Source organism: Bacillus cereus group sp. BfR-BA-01441 (genome assembly GCF_022663075.1).
GTDB classification, from domain to species: domain Bacteria; phylum Bacillota; class Bacilli; order Bacillales; family Bacillaceae_G; genus Bacillus_A; species Bacillus_A cereus.
In genome coordinates this window covers 34,841-51,538 of sequence record NZ_JAKUEU010000028.1, presented here as the reverse complement: position 1 = coordinate 51,538, position 16,698 = coordinate 34,841, and the positions used below count along the sequence as shown (strand labels likewise).

The following is a 16,698-nucleotide window of genomic DNA, read 5'->3' as shown; positions in this document are numbered from 1 at the left end:
TTATTTTATAATACCTTTCTACGTATAATATTTTACAATTAATTACAGATACGGTCAAAATTTATCTTAGTTTAACGATGTTCACAAAAAAGATGCGAAGCTTTATTCCTTCAAGTAAAGATTCTAAGTGAGTTTTGATTAAAATTTTTTTATAAAAATCTCATACTTAGTTAAAAAGAGTGATTCTATTTTGATCAATCGTTTTTTCAAAATGAATTTTTTTGTTGTTAAATAAAGATTTGTGACTTCATTTTTATCAAATTTTATTCTAAACCAACATATAGTTATAGCTTTAAAATAAATTTACAAATTTGTATCTAAAAGGGGTGTTTTTGTGTCGGAAAAGAACATCTAGAATTGGTAAGTGGATAGAACTCCATAAATTAAAGTTTTACTTTATCGACTTCACTTTTATTTATCTGAATTTTCCGTTATCATTTTAAGTATTCGTGAACAATTTCCTTTATTACGATAAAAAGAGACGAGAGATTTATGGACATTTCAAGGGGGTATATTGATGAAAGTGAATGAAAAAACATATTTAAGTATAGAAGAGATTATTTCATTACCAACCGTATCAAGTACAAACATAAGTGATGATGGTAAAAACGTAGCATTTGTTAAGAAGACGGCTGATTGGAAAGACAATACATATAGGAATCATGTATGGATATATGAAAAAGATAAGAAGCAGAGTTACCCATTATCAAATGGTGATATAGATAGTACACACCCATTATGGTCTCCAGATGCTAGGTGTATCGCATATCTTAGTCCAGTTGGTGATGGGAAAAATCAGATATTTGTTAAGTCACTAGATGGTTATAGAGAGTTTCAAATTACCGATGAGAAAGAAGGAGTCAGTACATTCAAATGGGGTCCTACTGGCAAGGGTCTTTATTATGTTACGCAGTCAAAAGAATGTGAGGAGATAAAGAAACGTAAGGATCTATATGGAGATTTTCAACATATAGGTAAGGAACACCAGAATAATTGTTTATATTACATTGAAATAGAGAAGGTGATACAAAGTGATACAGATGAACACGAGAACAGAGTTGTTTATCAATTAACAGATGGTAAGGATTTTCATATCCATGAATTTGATATTTCAAATGATGGTAAAAAGGTTGTATTTATGGCGACACCAAGCTCAAATATGGCAGATTATATAAATGGAGATCTATACATACTCCATATTAAAGCTGGAGAGCTACAAAAGCTGAATGTGGATAAGTTGTTGGGAGGGAGTGTTTGCTTTTCTCCTGACGGCAGTGAAATATGTTACACAGCAAGCATAAGAGAGAAGGGTTACTATAGAAACCATATACAAGATAGTACGTTAGAGATATATGATATAAATACCGGAGAGCTAATTCAACCTTTAACAGATTTTGATAGTACGGTTATGCCATTACAGTGGACAGCTAAAGGGGTTTTAATTAGGTGGCAGAATAAAACGAATTATCTTATTGGATTGCTAGCCGAAGATGGCACTGTGGAAATATTAAGCGAAAAAGTAGATGGCTTTATAATGGATGCTTCTATAACAAAGGATGGCAAACATATATCCTACAATAAGGCTATAACAAATGAAACCTTTGAAATCTATTTAGACGATAAAAAAATAACGGATGAAAATAGCTTTTTCAAAGGGAAACTTAGAAGTAACAGGGAAATCATCTCATGGAAAAGTAGCGATGGTCTTGAAATAGAAGGTGTTTTATCAACGCCAGTAGAGTTGGACACTAATAAAAAATATCCTTTATTAGTAGTAATTCACGGCGGTCCGGCTTGGGCATCTTTTCCGATATTTTCAGACTGCTTCAATGAGAAATATCCGATTGAACAGTTTGTTGAAAAAGGCTTTATCGTTTTAGAACCAAATTACAGAGGAAGTTCAGGTTATGGTAATGAATTTTTAAAAGCTAACTATAGAAAACAGGGGATTGCTGACTACGATGATGTTATATCTGGAGTGGATGAACTAGTAGAAAAAGGGATGGTAGACAAGGATAGAGTAGGAGTTATGGGATGGAGCAACGGTGGATATGTATCAGCTTTCTGTTCTACGTTTAGTAGTCGGTTTAAAGCTATTTCAGTTGGCGGTGGAATAACTAACTGGAGTACCCATTATGTAAATACAGATATACCTTACTTTATTAGAATGTATTTAGGAAATACTCCATGGAATGATCCAGAGATATATACGAAGACATCACCTATGACGTATATTAAATCAGCTTGTACGCCTACCTTAATTCAACATGGGGAAAAGGATGCAAGAATTCCAATTACAAATGCATATGATCTATATCAAAGATTAATGGATATGGAAGTTGATACAGAATTAATTATATTTAAAGGAATGGCATATAGTTCTGACCAACCAGGAGTTCATGTGGCTATTATGAAGCAGAACTTGATGTGGTTTTCACACTATATTCTTGGAGAGAGTATGGAGGGTTTTAGGACTTTGTAAGGGATGTTTGTACAAGACATAAGGTTGAAACGGTCTTCATATTGAGATGATTTATTATAAAATATATACTTAAACTACTATCAGTACATACATCAGGGAGGACTAATATGACAGGAAATAAAAATGACTTACTAGTAGAAAAACGTGAAGAGTTATTGAAAGTATTGCAAGCTCGTTTTGAGAAAAACATGAACCGCCATGAAGGTCTTGAATGGGCTAAAGTTGAAGCGAAGCTGACTACTAATAATGAAAAAATGTGGTCACTTAACGAAATGGAAGTAACTGGTGGTGAACCGGATGTTGTTGGTTATGATGAAGAAAAGGACGAATATACTTTCTATGATTGTTCAAAGGAGAGTCCTAAAGGCCGCAGAAGTCTTTGTTATGATCTTGAAGCGTTAGAATCAAGAAAAAAACATAAACCAGAAAATAACGTTATTGATGTTGCCAATGCTATGGGCATTGAATTATTAACGGAAGAACAGTATCGGGAATTGCAACAACTTGGCGATTTTGACATGAAATCATCAAGTTGGGTACAAACACCTTTAGATATTCGAGAACTCGGTGGTGCTTTATTTTGCGATTATCGCTTTGGACATGTTTTCGTGTACCATAATGGAGCAGACTCTTACTATGCTGCCAGAGGTTTTCGTGGCTCGTTAAAAGTTTAAATTAGGATAAATAAGAAAAAGAGCCTATATTCAGGCTCTTTTTCTTATTTATATTTTAAAAGTAAACTGTTACTACGCAGTTTTACTTAATTTATATGTTCCGTGGTTGTTTTTACGGAAAAGTTTAGGGAAAACATAGCCATCTAATCCAATACGTCCAGCGTTCTGCCCTGCAACTAAAATGAACATAGTCAAAATAAGCAGGTTTGGGTTTACACTAACAGTTCCACTTAATAAAAATGAAAGATTCATTATGATTCCGAAAAATGCAGCTGTTTTTGTTAATCCGCCTAAAATTAAACCTAGACCTACTAAAATTTCTCCCCATTGAACTAAAAAGCTAAATAGGTCTGCGTTTGGAAGGACAAAATGTTGAAGAAAATCTGCCCACCAACTTTGTACTGCAGGGTGGTCACCTGATGCTTGAGCAATAGCACCCTTTAGAAAGCCACTTGCGTCAAAAGATTGTCCGAAGACTTTGCCTATCCCAGCAGCGAACCATGTATACCCTATGTAAAGCCGTAAAAGTAATAATATGAAAGTAGCACGTTTATCAGTTCTTAAAAAATTGATAACCATTGAAATCCCTCCAATATTGTATTTACATGTTTATTATATATATATTGTGAACAAATTCACAATAGAGGAAATGTGAACGAATATATGTTTTGAGTAATTGTTTTATTTTTTGTAACATTTCATCTTTTTTGATAGACTAATAATAGAGATATATCAAAAGGAGGAAAAGACTAGATATGTGGATGAACTTGTAATGATTAGAAACTACTAGATAGATGAATTTTTCTCTCATAAGCGAGGGTTTATTTAGTTATCTGTAAATCATTCAAGGAATGCATATTTGGCTTGTACATCCCTTTTATAAGGATAGGTGCCTATTTTATGTATCTGTCTTTTTTGTGGGAAAGTTTATATCTCTTATATAAAATATGCGTCCTTTAAACTTGGAGGAGTATATGATGAACCAATTAAAAAATAAAGTAGCAGTTATTACAGGGGTAAGTCGTCTAGACGGTATAGGCGCAGCAATTTGCAAAGAATTGGCTGAATCAGGATACGATATATTTTTTACGTATTGGACGGATTATGATAAAGAGATGCCATGGGGCGTTGAGAAAAATGAACAAATACAATTAGAAGAAGAGCTATTACAAAACGGTGTTAGAGTATCAAGCATGGAGTTAGATTTAACTCGGAATGATGCACCGAAAGAGCTTATAAATAAAGTTACTGAACAATTAGGGTACCCTCATATATTAATTAATAATGCAGCATATTCTACGAATAATGATTTCTCTATGTTGACTGCTGAAGAATTAGATAAGCATTATATGGTGAATATTCGTGCGACTACATTGCTCAGTAGTCAATTTGCCCGAGGATTTGATAAAAAATCTGGTGGTAGAATTGTGAATATGACTTCGGGGCAATTTCAAGGTCCTATGGTAGGAGAACTAGCGTATGCAACAACGAAGGGAGCTATTGATGCTCTTACTAGTACGTTGTCAGCAGAGGTAGCTCATTTAGGAATAACAGTGAATGCAATTAATCCAGGACCAACTGATACAGGATGGATGACTGAAGAGATAAAACAAGGGTTAAAGCCGATGTTTCCTTTTGGCAGAATTGGTGAGCCAAAGGATGCAGCTAGACTCATTAAATTTTTAGTAAGTGAAGAAGCTGAGTGGATTACTGGGCAAGTTATTCATTCAGAAGGTGGATTTAAAAGATAAAAAAGAAGGTATCTCACCTTAGTGAGATACCTTCTTTTTTAATCTTTCTTCAGTCTTCGTGCAACACCATTTCCTAAAGACTGTAATCCTTGAACGAGGATAATTAAAATAAAGACAGTTGCATACATTACTTCAGGCTCGTAGCGTAAATGTCCGAAGCGGTATGCTAAATCCCCTAGCCCGCCAGCACCCACAAGGCCAGCCATTGCTGTTGCGCCAATTAAGCCAATTGTTGCGATTGTTAATCCAAGTACAAGGGAGGGACGAGCTTCTTTAACCAGGACGTGCCAAATGATTTTTATAGTAGAGACTCCCATCGCTTGGTAGGCTTCAATGACACCGCGATCGACTTCTAGTAAAGCTGTCTCCATTAAACGTGCGATATAAGGGGCTGTGAAGACGACAAGCGGTACGATAACACCTTGTACGCCAATGGATGTTCCCATTAGAAACTTTGTAAAAGGCAAAATAAAGAATAATAGAATGATAAATGGAAGAGAGCGAATAACATTAATAACCGTATTAAGAATAGGATAGATGATTTTATTTTCATGCTGTCCACCAGGTCTCGTTAAAACAAGTGTAACACCAAGTGGCAGTGCAATAAGGATCGAGATGAGTAATGAAATAGATGTCATTTGAAAGGTTTGGATTGTGGCTTCCCATATGACTTTACCCCATTCATCCAAAAAGGACTTGTTTCCCATAATCTGTTCTACCTCCTTCTACGATGATTCCTTGCTCTTGTAAAAATGATAAAGCACGGTGGATTTCATTTTGTTCCCCTTGCATATGAACGACTAGTTTCCCATATGCTTCATGTTTTAACTGCGTAATATTACCGGATAAAATATTCGGATATACTTGGAACCGTTTTGTGGCAACGGCTAAGGCAGGTTCCCCTGAAGTAGTGCCAATAAATGAAAGTGTTACAATTTCTCCAGTACTTTGTAGTTCTTTCTGTACCTTTTCTGGAATTTTCGCTGCAAATGCGCTATTTACAAATTTCTTCGTTGTTACATGTTGTGGGTTTGTGAAAATATCTTTTACAGTCCCACTTTCGACTACAGATCCATGTTCCATAACAGCAACGCGGTCACATATACGCTGGATGACATTCATTTCATGTGTAATGAGTAAAATCGTAATTCCGATTTCTTCGTTAATCTTTAATAGCAAATCAAGGATAGAATCGGTTGTTTCTGGATCTAATGCGCTCGTTGCTTCATCACTTAATAACACTTCAGGTTCATGTGATAGCGCACGAGCAATTGCGACACGCTGTTTTTGACCACCAGAAAGTTCGCTTGGATACGCATCTTTTCTATTAAAAAGATCGACAATGCGTAAATACTTTTCTACTCTTTTTTCAATTTCTGCTTTTGGAATGCCAGCAAGCCGTAACGGTAATGCGATATTTTCATAAACGGTAACAGTTTTAAGTAAATTGAATCCTTGAAAGATCATTCCGATTTTTTGTCTCGCTTTTGCTAGTTCTTTTGTCGATAACGTTGTTAAGTCTTGTTCATTTACAATGATATTTCCTGTCGTTGGTTTTTCTAATAAATTTACACATCGAATCAATGTACTTTTACCAGCGCCACTATACCCAATGATTCCAAATACCTCGCCTTTTTCTACTTTAAGGGAAGTAGACTTAAGAGCCTCAACATTCCCTTTTTTTGTTGTAAATACTTTGGATATGTTTTTTAATTCAATCATTATCGTCAGCTCCTACCAAGATGGTAAAACTGAACCATCAAATTTTTTCTCGATAAACTCTTTTACTTCTTTAGATTGATAAGCTTTCTTTAATTTATTTACAACGGCATCATCTTTATTTTCAGTACGAACAACAACCCAGTTCACATAGGGTGAATCTTTTCCTTCGCGGAAAATAGAATCTTTCGCTGGACTTAATTTTGCACCTAATGCAAAGTTTGTGTTAATTGCAGCTGCTTTCACTTCACTTAGTTGCGTTGGTAATTGAGATGCCTCTAATTCGACAATCTTTAATTTTTTTGGATTTTCAATTACATCTTTTGCAGTCGCTTTTTCTGTAGCCTTTGGATCAACTTTTAAAACCCCTGCTTTTTCAAATAATTTTAAAGCTCGAAGTTCATTCGTTGGGTCATTTGGTACAGCAATTGCATCGCCCTCTTTTAAGTCTTTTACATCTTTTATATCTTTAGAATATACACCCATAGGGAATGTTACTGTTGAAAATACTTCAGCTAATTTCATATTGCGTTCAGCTTTAAATACATCTAAATACGATTTCGTTTGGTAGCTATTTACATCAAGGCTTTTTTCATCTAATGATACGTTTGGCGCTACATAATCATTAAATACTTTTATATCAATTTCGAGGCCATCTTTTGCTGCAACTTCTTTTACCTTTTCAAAAATTTGTTCATGTGGTCCACCTGTTACACCGACAGTAATCTTTTTCTCGTCTAATTCTTTTACCTCTTTATCTGAACTCACACTACATGCGCCTAATAATAATACTGCTCCGCTTACAATGCTTAATAATACCTTTTTCATCTATAAATCCCCCTTCATATACGTTCCAAAATAAAAAGCACCTCCCAAAAAATAAGAGAGGTGCCGAATAGACGAAATAGATTCCTCTCTTATCTTCCAAAACGAAAACTCGTTTTGCAGGAATTAGCACCTTAGCTTATACGTCATAAGCTCGGTTGCCGGGCATCATCGGGCCAGTCCCTCCGCCACTCTTGATAAGAGTATGTGTATGTAGTTTTGAATATGGTACTAATAGTAAATCGTACAAAAAGAATTGTCAATGATATTTTCAGAATATATTTTATTTTAAGGTAATCGAAACGTTCCCCTTTTTATGTCCTTTTTCTACATATATATGAGCTTCAGCAATTTCTTCTAATCGGTAAGTTCTATCAATAACAGGCTTTAGCTTTTCTGTTTCAGCTAGTTGTTTTAGTAGGTTCATATCTTCTTTACTGACTTTTGCCATCATTCCGTTCACAGATACATATTTTCCATTAGGCATTAATGCATCTGTACAAAGAGACTTATTATATTTTCCAACTGCATCAAATATAATATCATAGTGCTCGCCCCGCTTAGTAAAATCTTCTTTCATATAATCAATTACGTTGTCTGCCCCTAAAGCTGTTACTAAATCGAAATTCGAACTACTACAAATGGCTGTGACAGTCGCCCCGAAGTATTTCGCAAGTTGTACGGCAGCTGTCCCTACTGACCCAGAGGCGCCGTATATAAGTACTCGTTGCCCTTTTTTTATCTGTCCTTTTCTAAGGAAGTGCAATGCTGAAGTTCCGCCAAAAGGAATAACGGCAGCTTCTTCATATGTCACATTGGTAGGTTTTAATGCTATTAATCCACTTTCATGCACGCATGTGTATTCGGCATAACCACCAAGGTTTAGTTCTGTTAATGCAAAAACTTGATCTCCTTTTTTAAATTGTGTTACATCTGTTCCAATGTCTTCGATTTCACCGGATAACTCTACGCCAAGTATAGGTTTTCTCGGTTTTCTGAAACCTAATATGATCCGCATAGGAATCCAAAATAAGAGGGGGCTATTAAAGCCACGTATTCTACAATCTCCAGTCGATACACTTGTTGCGTGAATTTTAACTAATACTTCATTTTTTTTAGGTTTAGGCTTTTCTATATTTTGAAGTTGGAGAACATTAGGTGGTCCATACTTTGTGCAAATAATAGCTTTCATAATGACCTCCTGAAATGAGTTGTTATTATTTACATCATATTTAAACTTTTTCTCAAACATGTTGCTATATAGGAAATAAATTTAAAGAAGAATATTACGAATTATATAGATTTCATAGGAAAAGAGATGATATTATTTTTGGGAAGGAGGGGACGTTATGAAAAAAATTATTTTAATTTCAAGTTTAGTACTTGCAGTCGGTCTAGGAGTAGGGTGTAGTAATGAGAAAGCAAAAAAGACTGATGAACCGAAAAAAGAAGCTGTGCAGAAAGAAAAGGAATTAACAGCGAAGGATGTTTTTAATAAAGCGAATGAAGCTTTTAAAAACGAAGAAAATGTAACGATGACATATGATGTGGGAATAAAGGCTGAAGGAACAGAGATGAATGTAATAAAGGCCAAAATGCAATTAGAGCCGAAGAAAAAAAATTCTCGTTCTGAAATGAATGTTTCTGGTACAGAGGTTGTTGTTTATGATGTGGGTGGCAAAATTGCTGGTCAGTTGAAAAATCCTAATACGGGTGAAGTTATGTCTGTACCAGAGGAACAATTAAATGCTAACGGAATGAATGCGACTCAAGGAATGGTAGATAATTTAGAGATTCCATCGGAAATTTTAAATAAAGTGAAGATGGATAAAAGTGGAGATAATTATAAGCTGAAGTTTGCATTAAAAGGGCAAGAGACAGAGAGTATGTTAGCTAGTATGGATGAAAAGCAGAAACAAATGCTACAAGGCCAAAATGCAAAGATAGAAGAAATAGATGGAGAATATATTATTACAAAAGATTTTAAATATGAATCAGCAAAGATAGATATGGTTATGAGTAGCAATGGTGAGGATAAAGCGCACATTATTACGGATGCGAAGTTTACATCGTATGATAAATTTGATCCAATACAATTGCCAGCAGCAAAGTAATCACTGTCAAGAGAGGTACCTGAAAGAACGGGTATCTCTTTTTGTTGCTAATAAGGAGAGTGTCCTTTGAAAAAAAGAAAGATAGTAGTGGTCATTGTCGCATATACGGTTTTGCTTGCAACGTCTGTACATACGTATAAAAAACAAATTGATCATCCTATTATGAGTGATGTAGGTAAATTGCTTCCGACAAAAATAAAACGTGTTGAAAGTGCTACGGAAGAGCACTCGTTAATAAAATTAGTGCGAGATGCAAAAGTTTCAGGAGAGAAAATTTCCATTGCAGGCATGCAACATAGCCAAGGAGGACAGACATATTATCCAAATGGCACGATGCTCGATATGAAAGGATATAATAAAATATTAGAATTTGATCCAGAGAAGAAGTGGATTACAGTTCAAAGTGGTGTCACGTGGAATGATATTCAGAAGAAAATAAATCCATATGGCCTTGCGGTACAGGTCATGCAGTCTCAAAATATTTTTACTGTTGGTGGTTCATTAAGTGTAAATGTACACGGGCGTGATATTCGTCATGAGGCACTAATTGATACAGTAGATTCATTTAGATTGTTAATGGCAGATGGTACGGTACGTAATGTAAGTAGAGAAGAAAATGCAGAGTTATTTCCATATGTCATTGGGGGTTACGGTTTATTTGGAGTTATTTTAGATGTGACGCTGAAGTTAACAGATGATGAATTATATGAAATGCACACGAGAATGATAGATTATAAAGAATACGCATCTTATTTCAAAGAGAAAGTGAAAAGAGATGAGAATGTTCGTATGCACTTAGCGCGTATTTCTGTTGCTCCAAATTCATTTTTAAAAGAGATGTATGTGACAGATTATACTTTGGCACAAAATCAAAATATGAGAGAAGAGTACAGTGAATTAAAGGAAGAAAATATTATAGCGGTACCGAAATTTTTACTTGGGTTATCACGTTATAGTGATTGGGGAAAGAATACGTTTTGGGATATACAAAGAGGTTATTTTGAACGTACAGATGGAAAGTATGAGACGCGTAATAATGTTATGAGATCAGATAGTGCTTTTATGGAATATGAAAATCCAAATAGGACCGAAGTGTTACAAGAATACTTTGTGCCTATAGATGCTTTCACGGAGTATATAGATGATTTACGTAACGTATTAAATGAAGAAGAGTTTAATTTACTCAACATTACGATTCGTTACGTGGAAAAGAATGAAAATGCAGTTTTGTCCTATGCGAAAGATGATATGTTTGCGCTGGTTCTTTTGATTAACCAGGGACGCTCAGAGAGTGAGATAAAGAAAACAGAGGATGTCATTCGGAAGATGATTGATGTTACTTTAAAGCATAACGGTAGTTACTATTTGCCGTACTATTCTTATCCAACGAAAGAGCAGTTAAAGAGGGCATATCCTCGTATTGAAGAATTTCTCAAGAAAAAGAAGGAAGTAGATTCAGAAGAGAGATTTGTGAATTTATTTTATAGGGAGTATACGAAATGACATATAGAAGATTTGTGGCTTCGCAAAGTATCATCATGATGGCAGGAAGTATGGTATTTCCTTTTTATATATTATTGCTTCGAAACATTGGAAATAGCTTCTCGCAATTTGGCTGGGCGTATGGCTTATTTGCTTTAACATCAGCACTTGTATATCCACTAGTGGGAAAGGTATCTGATCAAGTAGGTGATAAAAAATTATTAATCATATACGCTTGGTCCATGGCAATCTTAATGCTTTGCTTTCCGATTGCCACGGAAGTATGGCATGTGTATATTCTTCAAATTGTAATGGGAGTTTTAGGTGCTGTGCAGCGTAATACTGAGAAGACTTCATTAGCACGAAAGGTTGCGCAGGAAAAGGCTGGTTATGAGATTGGAAAATACCATGTGTGGACATCCATTGGCGGAGCAGTAGCGGTTATTGCCACGGGATATTTAGTAGATTTCTTTACGATTGGTACAATTTTTTATATTGCATCTATTCTATATGTAGTGAGCGGGATTGTATTAAGTAGTAAAAAAATATAACTATTCCTATTTTCACCTTAATACCCTTTATTTGTTATACTAAAAGGGAATACAAAAGAAAAGGGGACAGTGCCTTTGATGAAATTTGTAGTTTTAGCTATTCTTACTTTGTTTTTGATTCCATGGACAAGAAGTAGTAGTAAGCTTCGAGCAGTGGATAAGAAGGGAGATAAGAAGGTTGTAAAGGGTAAGAAATCATCTATTTTAGTTATTCCTGTTTTATTTTGGATAGGTATTGCAATCTATGAATACTTTTGGCTAATTGATGATCGGGTAGACTCGATTCTTACTCATTATTCTGTTGCAGTAGCAATTTTAATTGGGCTTGTTTTATTTTCACAAGATCAAATAGGGAAATTAGAAGGTACATTAAAAGGACTTCTAATGTTTATTTTACTCGCAAGTTACGGCTACTTTGGTTATTTGCACGATATAGTAATCTCGCAAAAGAAATATGATTCTGTTGTTAAGATAGAGAAAGATATTTCAGAGCCATTTACTGAAAATGACCAGCCGTTTACAGTGCCGCCAAAGACAGCGGAGAATAAGATGAAAAAAGTATTTGGTGATATTCCGAAAGTAGCTTATTTTGAGCTAGGAGAATTAACGCCACAAATGGTAAACGGCGAAGCTTTATATGTAGCGCCGATTGAAGTTTCAGGATTTTTTAAAGCGCGTAAAGCTGAGACAATTCCAGGGTATGTAACGATGTCAGGTACGAATCCTGATGCGGAAGCGAAACTGCACCTCGGTTATAAAATGAAATATGTGCCAAGCATGTTTTTTGGTAATAATTTAGAGCGTGTGGTAAGGCAAGCAGAACCAAATTTAATCTTTAAAGGAAAACCTAAATTTGAGGTTGATGATAAAGGAAAACCATATTATACAATGACGTATGGTGAATTTATTTCAGGAAGATCTGGATTTGAGGTAGAAGGTGTTGTCGTAGTAGATGCACAAACAGGTGAAGTGAAAAGATATGATAAAGGAAAGGCACCTAAATTTGTTGATGGTGTATTAAATCATGAGACTGCATCTACGTTAAATACGTACTTTGGTAAATATATTCACGGATTTTGGAATACGAAATTCTCACAAACAGATATGAAAATTCCGACTGAGTGGGGAACGAAAGAAGGCGTGACCCCGATCTTTGGTAAAGATGGAACACTGTATTATTTTACAGACTTTACTTCTCCAAAAGAAGGAGTAGATTCAGCCCTAGGCTATTCATTAGTAGATGCACGCACAGGCAAGCTATATTACTATAATGGAAAAGAAGTAAAGGGGATTATGGATGGTTCAGCAGCTACAGAAGTAGTAGATAATTCCTTTAAGAGAGAGAAATGGCATGGGACAATGCCTGTCATTTATAACGTATACGGTAAACCAGCTTGGATTATTCCGGTTGTTGATGACGGAGGCCTAGTACGTGCACATACAGTTATATATGCTGCTAATGCAAAAATATTTGCGACAGGTTCTTCGCAGAAAGAAGCGCTTGAGAATTATAAAAACGTAATGAGCGGTAATGGTGATACATTTAGACCAACCTCAACAGGAAAAGAAGCGCAAAAAGAAGGTATTGTACAACGTGTATATAAAGAAAAATCAGGTGAAAATACAATCGTGTACGTACTTTTAGAGAATGAACAAAAGGTATTTATGATACCGGTGAAGAAATTCCCATATGCTATGTTTACAGAAGTAGGAGACCCAATTCAAATTACATATTTAGATACGAGAGAGATGATGTCCTCAGTATCTAAATTTACGAATAGCAATGTGAAAAAGTAAAGCGATAGAATTTCTATCGCTTTTTTTACATTATGAAAGAGGAAAATGCGCTGTACTTGACGTATGTTTATGATGTAACTATAATTGTTACGATTCAGTTTGTATAGGAAAGGGTGAATTGAAAAAGTGAATGAAGTTAATCACGAAATATATAAACCTGTAAAGGCAAACAGGTTATGGATGATTCTTGTATTAGGAACACTTACGGCGATTGGACCATTATCTATTGATATGTATTTGCCTTCATTACCGAAGTTAACGGATGATTTGCAAACAGGTGCATCCCTCGCGCAGCTTACATTAACAGCTTGTTTGCTTGGGCTGTCAGTAGGACAATTATTTGTTGGCTCAATTAGTGATATTTACGGAAGACGCAAACCTCTTATTATTGCTCTTATTATTTATGTTGCTTCTTCTTTACTTTGTGCTGTTGCGCCATCTATTTGGACATTAGTGTTATTGCGCTTCCTACAAGGAGCTTCAGGATCAGCCGGGATTGTTATATCACGTGCGATGGTACGTGATATGTATTCAGGTTCTGAAATGACGAAGTTTTTCTCACTGCTTATGTTAGTAAACGGAGCAGCACCTATTTTGGCACCGATTATTGGGGGGCAATTATTACAGTTTACAACGTGGCGCGGTGTTTTCATCGTTCTTGGAGCAATTAGTGTATTCATGTTAATCTCAGCTACTTTTGTATTGCGTGAAACATTACCTCCTGAAGAAAGAGAAACGGGTGGTTTGTCAGGGACTTTGGCGACGTACGGAAAATTGTTAAAGGACCGTCTGTTTATGGGATATGCATTGTCACAAGGATTAGTAACAGCGGCAATGTTTGCATACATTTCGGGCTCACCATTTGTGTTGCAGAATATATACGGAGCATCACCACAGCAATTTAGTTTATTCTTTGCGATTAACGGCATCGGTATTATTATTGCTAGTCAGGTAACGGGTCGTTTAGCGGGGAAAGTGAATGAGAAGACATTATTTGTTGCTGGTATTATTATCGCAGCTGTTGGTGGCCTATCTTTACTACTGACAATCGTACTAGGAATAGGTTTAATCGGTGTTTTATGTTCGTTATTCCTTGTCGTATCAAGTGTCGGGGTTGTATCAACAACTGGGTTTTCATTAGCGATGAGAAATCAGAAACAAGCTGCAGGAACAGCATCAGCTTTATTAGGCTTATTACAGTTCATTTCAGGAGCTCTTGTTGCGCCGCTAGTAGGTATCGGTGGAAGTAATACAGCATTACCGATGGGGGTTGTTATTGCGCTTTGTGAAGTAGGAGCAGTGTTATGTTATCTATTTATGGCCAGAAGAAGTGAGAAGCAGTTTGAACTGCAGCAAAAACAAAATTTAGAGGCTTAACAAAAAAGAACTGATTCAAAGGGAATGTTTGAATCAGTTCTTTTTTTCATTTCTTTGAAATACCTCATACACATTATTCATGATCGTATCATATAAAACAGCAAGTTTATCCCACACCCAGCGATTACTATCGACTTCTTTTTCCCCACAGTCGATAATATCGGTATGGTCAGTAATTTTATACGCTTTTTTAACGATAATAGGAGCAATCTTCGGTATACGTGGGATTTCCTTTAAGGTATCTGCAAAGTTTCCAATGTAGACATGACCGATGATTTCGATTGTTAATGATTTATCCGATATATTTAGCACGGTATGAAATTGATTTGTATGTTGTTGTTTTAAATATTGAGCTAACTTAAATGGAGCATGCTTCTTCTTTAATACGCGGCGAAGGCTCTCTGTATTTTCGATATGAAGTGATTTTTCGCGAATAAGGACACGAATATCTTCTCCCATAAAAGGTATTGTGTTGTACATAGATGATTCTCCTTAAAACCTTACATATGTTTGCGTTATGCATATGTAAGTCTAGCATGGTTTGTTCTTTATGTGTGCTTACAGTTTTGTAAGGTGAGTAGTAAAGCAGTGCAAAAGTTATTTGTATAAAGTGACGATACTGTGACAAACATGTTGGTATACATGTTACGATGTCGTCTTAAGTGTAAAAAGTAGGATGTTCTCGGTATAATAACAAGTGGAGATAAAAGAAACTATAATGAGTAGTAGCTGTAGATAAAAGGAGAAGAAGAGATGAAGAAGGTTTTGGGTATTGCTGTAATGGGAAGTATGATCCTTCTAGCAGGATGTAATGGAAATAAGGATACGAAAGAACCGAAAGAAAAGGTAGAGCAATCTACAGAACAAACAGAAGAAATGAAAGAATACCTTGCAGTACATGAAAAATACGATTTGAAAATGAATAAAGAAATTAATAACGCACTGCAGTTATTTGAAGTGGCAAAAGAAAAGGGCGGTAAGGAAATAACGACTGCTACATATAAAGAAGATGTGCAAAAGGTAACAACGAGCATGTTAGAAGATATTGATCATATACGAAAAGAAATTCGTGTTCCGAAGTCGAAAGAGCAAGAACATGAGGTATATGTCGGTTTCTTGAATGAATCGGAACAAGCAATGAAAAAATTACAGAAGTTAGCTAAAGAAGAAGATTCATCGTTGATTCGTGATATAGAAATTAATTTTGCAACAGCATCGACATACTATAAACGTTTTCAAGCAGAAACGAAAAAATAACCTTGCCTATGCAAGGTTATTTTTTCTTCTTACTACCGCCTACTTCTTTATTTTATTTCTCTTTTATATTCTTTTTTCGTTCCATCAGAGAAGACAACTTCTAAATCGAATTTTTGATAGTCTTTATCAAGTTTGAACACGTTCACTACTTGATCGATTACTTCTTGGTCAGGAGTATCTTTATCAAATTTTAATTCTTGTAGAAGTGGGCTTAATTTTGTGATAGCCTCGTCTCCTGTTAATTTTACATCTGCTTTATGATCTTCAATTTTTGCTTCCATTTTCTTGTCAGCTGCTACATTTTTATAGTCTGCTTCGTAGTCTTTCTTTGTATCTTGGTAGTCTGCCTTTAAATCGAATTCATTGAAGTTTAGTTTTAAATCTGCAGGAGCCTCATTTTTTGCTTCTTCAGTCGTCTTTTTATTAGAAGTTGTGTCTTCTTTGGCAGGAGCTTTACATCCTGTTAATGCAGGTACTAGCATAAGAGCTAATAAAACTGATAGTAGAATTCTCATTATAAATTCCTCCTTATGTAAATTCGTTCTATACAAGTTTTTCCCAAAAACATGTAATTATGTATGTGTTGAAAATAAATTATTATCCTGCAGTCACAAGGGCTAATCCGCAATTTAAATCAAAAACGATTTGTATGTATATGGTAAATTGAAG

16 protein-coding genes and 1 riboswitch are annotated in these 16,698 nt (G+C 35.3%); of the genes, 9 read left to right on the top strand and 7 right to left on the bottom strand.

Features of this window, described 5'->3' with window-relative positions:
• Positions 1-517: 517 nt before the first annotated feature.
• Positions 518-2,482 (top strand): S9 family peptidase, encoded by a 1,965-nt coding sequence (locus MR107_RS14090; protein WP_242292460.1) that lies wholly within the window; start codon positions 518-520, stop codon positions 2,480-2,482.
• Between the two features lie 107 nt (positions 2,483-2,589).
• Positions 2,590-3,156, top strand: coding sequence for a DUF4256 domain-containing protein (locus MR107_RS14085; RefSeq protein WP_000147393.1), 567 nt, complete (start codon positions 2,590-2,592; stop codon positions 3,154-3,156).
• Between the two features lie 72 nt (positions 3,157-3,228).
• Here the strand turns inward: MR107_RS14085 and MR107_RS14080 are convergent, their stop codons facing one another.
• Complete coding sequence (locus MR107_RS14080; protein WP_025690519.1) at positions 3,229-3,735, bottom strand: DoxX family membrane protein; 507 nt, start codon at positions 3,733-3,735, stop codon at positions 3,229-3,231.
• Between the two features lie 395 nt (positions 3,736-4,130).
• Here MR107_RS14080 and MR107_RS14075 point away from each other — a divergent pair, with 395 nt between their 5' ends.
• Positions 4,131-4,907 carry an SDR family oxidoreductase gene (locus MR107_RS14075; RefSeq protein WP_002180301.1) on the top strand — a complete coding sequence of 259 codons (777 nt, stop codon included), beginning with the start codon at positions 4,131-4,133 and terminating at the stop codon, positions 4,905-4,907.
• 38 nt (positions 4,908-4,945) lie between these two features.
• On the opposite strand, the gene MR107_RS14070 is transcribed toward MR107_RS14075, so the two are convergent.
• The 4 genes from MR107_RS14070 to MR107_RS14055 all read right to left on the bottom strand — a co-directional run bounded on the left by MR107_RS14070 (position 4,946) and on the right by MR107_RS14055 (position 8,643).
• On the bottom strand, positions 4,946-5,614 hold the full coding sequence (locus tag MR107_RS14070) for a methionine ABC transporter permease (protein ID WP_000527148.1): 669 nt from the start codon (positions 5,612-5,614) through the stop codon (positions 4,946-4,948).
• Complete coding sequence (locus MR107_RS14065; protein WP_000571313.1) at positions 5,589-6,629, bottom strand: methionine ABC transporter ATP-binding protein; 1,041 nt, start codon at positions 6,627-6,629, stop codon at positions 5,589-5,591. The genes MR107_RS14070 and MR107_RS14065 overlap by 26 nt, the downstream gene beginning before the upstream one ends.
• Before the next feature lie 12 nt (positions 6,630-6,641).
• Positions 6,642-7,454 carry a MetQ/NlpA family ABC transporter substrate-binding protein gene (locus MR107_RS14060; RefSeq protein WP_000756994.1) on the bottom strand — a complete coding sequence of 271 codons (813 nt, stop codon included), beginning with the start codon at positions 7,452-7,454 and terminating at the stop codon, positions 6,642-6,644.
• An 86-nt stretch (positions 7,455-7,540) separates the two neighbouring features.
• A riboswitch (SAM riboswitch) is annotated at positions 7,541-7,655 on the bottom strand.
• Between the two features lie 79 nt (positions 7,656-7,734).
• Positions 7,735-8,643, bottom strand: coding sequence for an NAD(P)-dependent alcohol dehydrogenase (locus tag MR107_RS14055; RefSeq protein ID WP_000643856.1), 909 nt, complete (start codon positions 8,641-8,643; stop codon positions 7,735-7,737).
• Between the two features lie 157 nt (positions 8,644-8,800).
• On the opposite strand from MR107_RS14055, the gene MR107_RS14050 reads away from it, so the two are divergent.
• The 5 genes from MR107_RS14050 (at position 8,801) to MR107_RS14030 (ending at position 14,772) form a co-directional block, all read left to right on the top strand.
• Positions 8,801-9,565, top strand: a complete 765-nt coding sequence (locus MR107_RS14050) for a hypothetical protein (RefSeq protein ID WP_242292459.1) — start codon at positions 8,801-8,803, stop codon at positions 9,563-9,565.
• A gap of 66 nt (positions 9,566-9,631) precedes the next feature.
• Positions 9,632-11,068 carry an FAD-binding oxidoreductase gene (locus MR107_RS14045; protein WP_000746315.1) on the top strand — a complete coding sequence of 479 codons (1,437 nt, stop codon included), beginning with the start codon at positions 9,632-9,634 and terminating at the stop codon, positions 11,066-11,068.
• The gene (locus MR107_RS14040; protein ID WP_000222352.1) at positions 11,065-11,598 is read left to right on the top strand and encodes an MFS transporter; all 534 of its coding nucleotides are present in this window, start codon (positions 11,065-11,067) and stop codon (positions 11,596-11,598) included. The genes MR107_RS14045 and MR107_RS14040 overlap by 4 nt, the downstream gene beginning before the upstream one ends.
• A gap of 78 nt (positions 11,599-11,676) precedes the next feature.
• Positions 11,677-13,395 (top strand): DUF3981 domain-containing protein, encoded by a 1,719-nt coding sequence (locus MR107_RS14035; RefSeq protein ID WP_242292461.1) that lies wholly within the window; start codon positions 11,677-11,679, stop codon positions 13,393-13,395.
• 117 nt (positions 13,396-13,512) lie between these two features.
• Entirely contained in the window at positions 13,513-14,772 is a 1,260-nt protein-coding gene (locus MR107_RS14030; protein WP_224200803.1) for a multidrug effflux MFS transporter, read from the top strand.
• 33 nt (positions 14,773-14,805) lie between these two features.
• On the opposite strand, the gene MR107_RS14025 is transcribed toward MR107_RS14030, so the two are convergent.
• The gene (locus MR107_RS14025) at positions 14,806-15,252 is read right to left on the bottom strand and encodes a hypothetical protein (protein WP_242292458.1); all 447 of its coding nucleotides are present in this window, start codon (positions 15,250-15,252) and stop codon (positions 14,806-14,808) included.
• A gap of 273 nt (positions 15,253-15,525) precedes the next feature.
• On the opposite strand from MR107_RS14025, the gene MR107_RS14020 reads away from it, so the two are divergent.
• Complete coding sequence (locus tag MR107_RS14020; protein WP_000756525.1) at positions 15,526-16,029, top strand: hypothetical protein; 504 nt, start codon at positions 15,526-15,528, stop codon at positions 16,027-16,029.
• Positions 16,030-16,076: 47 nt separating this feature from the next.
• Here the strand turns inward: MR107_RS14020 and MR107_RS14015 are convergent, their stop codons facing one another.
• Complete coding sequence (locus MR107_RS14015) at positions 16,077-16,544, bottom strand: YusW family protein (RefSeq protein WP_001221552.1); 468 nt, start codon at positions 16,542-16,544, stop codon at positions 16,077-16,079.
• Positions 16,545-16,698 lie beyond the last annotated feature (154 nt).